Origin of the sequence: Streptomyces sp. ActVer (assembly GCF_027270795.1) — a bacterium.
Taxonomy (GTDB): domain Bacteria; phylum Actinomycetota; class Actinomycetes; order Streptomycetales; family Streptomycetaceae; genus Streptomyces; species Streptomyces umbrinus_A.
This window is the reverse complement of record NZ_JAPWHT010000795.1, coordinates 1-2,248: the sequence shown is the minus strand read 5'-3', so window position 1 is coordinate 2,248 and position 2,248 is coordinate 1. Positions and strand designations below refer to the sequence as shown.

Below are 2,248 nucleotides of genomic sequence, written 5' to 3'. Positions count from 1 at the left end.
CGACGAGCAGCCACTCCGCGAGCCGGTGCTTGCGCATCACGCGCGTGGCCAGTCGACGGCCCTTCTCCGTCAGCTCCAGATGCCGGTCGCCGGCGACGTGCAGCAGACCGTCACGCTCCATGCGGGCGGCGGTCTGGCTGACGGTGGGCCCACTCTGGTCCAGGCGCTCGGCGATGCGGGCGCGCAGGGGGACCACGCCATCCTCTTCGAGCTCCAGGATGGTGCGGAGATACATCTCCGTGGTGTCGATGAGTGCGGACATGCTGTTCGTCAGGCGGGAGTCTCGGCGGTGGCGGTCAGGACCGCGCGGCCGAGTATGTGGCCCGCCATGGTGAACCCGAGGACCGCCGGCGTGGCGTCGGCGGCCACGCCGATGGACTCGACGGCGAGGGCATGCACCACGACGAAGTAGCGGTGCATGCCGTGCCCGGCCGGTGGGGCGGCGCCGATGTAGCGGGCTGCGCGTGCGTCGTTGGGCAGTTGGAAGGCGCCCTCGGGAAGGCCCGAGCCGGTGTCGTCGCCGGCGCCCTCGGGCAACTCGGTGACGGCGGCGGGGATGTCGGCGACCGCCCAGTGCCAGAACCCGGACCCGGTGGGGGCGTCGGGGTCGTACACGGTGACGGCGTAGCTCTTGGTGCCTTCCGGGGCGCCGCTCCAGGACAACTGCGGAGAGACGTCCTTCCCGCCGGGGACGCCGGACATGCCGGAGAGCTGCTCGGGCGACCAGGCGGCGCCGTCGGTGACGTTGGTGCTCGTAACGGTGAAGGAGGCCGCCTCGGGGAGGCGGGCGAAGGGGTCGTTGGCGCTCATGCGCGTCGTTCCTTTCAGGCTGTGCTGTGGGGTGGCGGTGGTTGCGGCAGTGATGCGGCCGACGAAGGGGCTGCAGCGTCGCGCAGAGGGATCCCTGCAGACTTCCGCCCGACGATGAAATCGACGATAACACAGATAATCGATTATCTACTGGATCGTCTACGATGACGGCATGACCCAGACGGCCCACACCCCGACTTCGCCGGGCAAGCAGATGCTCTCCGAGCAGGTCTACGCACACCTGCGGGACGCGATCATGCGCGGGGAGTACGCCCCCGGCCACGCCCTCAAACCGCAGGACCTCGCCAAGGAACAGGGCGTGAGCCTGGCCGTCGTGCGCGAGGCGCTCGTGCGGGTGGTCGGCGAGGGTCTCGCCGACCGGCTGCCCAACCGCGGCTTCGCCGTCCCGTCCTTCTCCGACAGCCGCTGGCAGGAGATCACGGAGGCCCGCCGGACCGTCGAACCGGTCGTGCTGCGCATGTCCGTCGAGCGCGGCGACGTCGACTGGGAGGCCCGTGTACGAGCCGCCCACCACCGTCTGGCGCGCACTCCGGCATACGTTCCGGAGGAGGGCGGGTACTACAGCAGCGCATGGTCCGAGGCCCACCGGGTCTTCCACCGCACCCTGTTGGAAGGCTGCGGCAACCCCGTCCTGCTGGAGACCGTCGACCGGATGTGGACCGCGAGCGAACTGGCTCGCCGCTGGTCGGCACACCGCAACCCCGACCGGGACGGCGTCGACGAACACCGCCGACTGGAGGAGGCGGCGCTGGCCCGCGACGCCGACACCGCGGCCGAGGTACTGGCCCAGCACCTCACCCAGACCGCGGCCGGACTGACCGACTCCACCCACCACGAACCCGCGAAACGAAGCCGGTGAGGCCGTGGTTGGCGTAGAGCGCCGCCGTCCCTCTGGGTCTTCCCCGTCACTCTTCCCCGTCACCGACGCCCGTACGGACTGTTCCTTGCGCGGCCACGCCGCCGCGGACAAGCCCTCCCCGGGCTACATGAGGGCCCCAACCTGGCTGGTGCCACGGCGCACGGGACCGTACCGTCCGCCGCCGCGGGCGGGTGCGGTGGTGGACCGGCAGTTCCTCACTGACGTGAAGGCTGCCGCTGGGCGTGGATGTGGGCGTGGGCGAAGATGTGGGCGTGGGCGTGGACGAAGTCAGTCGGAGTTCTATCGTGGATGGCGTGACCTACCGCGAGTTCCGTGCGCCGACCGGGCTGCTGCCGGTGGTGGCTTGTCTGTGGCGCAACGACACCCTCGTGGACGGGGCGGAGCGGGTGGTTCCGGACGGCTGTGTCGATCTGGTCTGGCTGGGCGACGGCCCGCCGCTCGTTGTCGGCCCCGACACCGGCCCGGTGCTGTGGGAGCCGACCGGTGCGCCGACCTGCGGCGTACGCCTGCGACAGGGTGCCGCGGGCGACGTGCTGG

General features: G+C 71.0%; 4 protein-coding genes. 2 read left to right on the top strand and 2 right to left on the bottom strand.

From position 1 onward, the window contains the following. On the bottom strand, positions 1-262 hold a 262-nt coding region (locus tag O3Q52_RS52145; RefSeq protein WP_269655403.1), incomplete at its 3' end, for a metal-dependent transcriptional regulator. An 8-nt stretch (positions 263-270) separates the two neighbouring features. Beyond that, complete coding sequence (locus tag O3Q52_RS52140) at positions 271-810, bottom strand: YbhB/YbcL family Raf kinase inhibitor-like protein (RefSeq protein WP_269655402.1); 540 nt, start codon at positions 808-810, stop codon at positions 271-273. 172 nt (positions 811-982) lie between these two features. On the opposite strand from O3Q52_RS52140, the gene O3Q52_RS52135 reads away from it, so the two are divergent. Next, the gene (locus tag O3Q52_RS52135) at positions 983-1,690 is read left to right on the top strand and encodes a GntR family transcriptional regulator (protein WP_269655401.1); all 708 of its coding nucleotides are present in this window, start codon (positions 983-985) and stop codon (positions 1,688-1,690) included. A 314-nt stretch (positions 1,691-2,004) separates the two neighbouring features. After that, positions 2,005-2,248, top strand: a 244-nt coding sequence (locus O3Q52_RS52130) for a DUF6597 domain-containing transcriptional factor (RefSeq protein WP_332113031.1), incomplete at its 3' end; no start/stop codon positions are given.

Coding starts and splice junctions, on each gene's coding strand:
- O3Q52_RS52140 (WP_269655402.1), bottom strand. CDS start 810: ATGAGCGCCAACGACCCCTTCGCCCGCCTCCCCGAGGCGGCCTCCTTC.
- O3Q52_RS52135 (WP_269655401.1), top strand. CDS start 983: ATGACCCAGACGGCCCACACCCCGACTTCGCCGGGCAAGCAGATGCTC.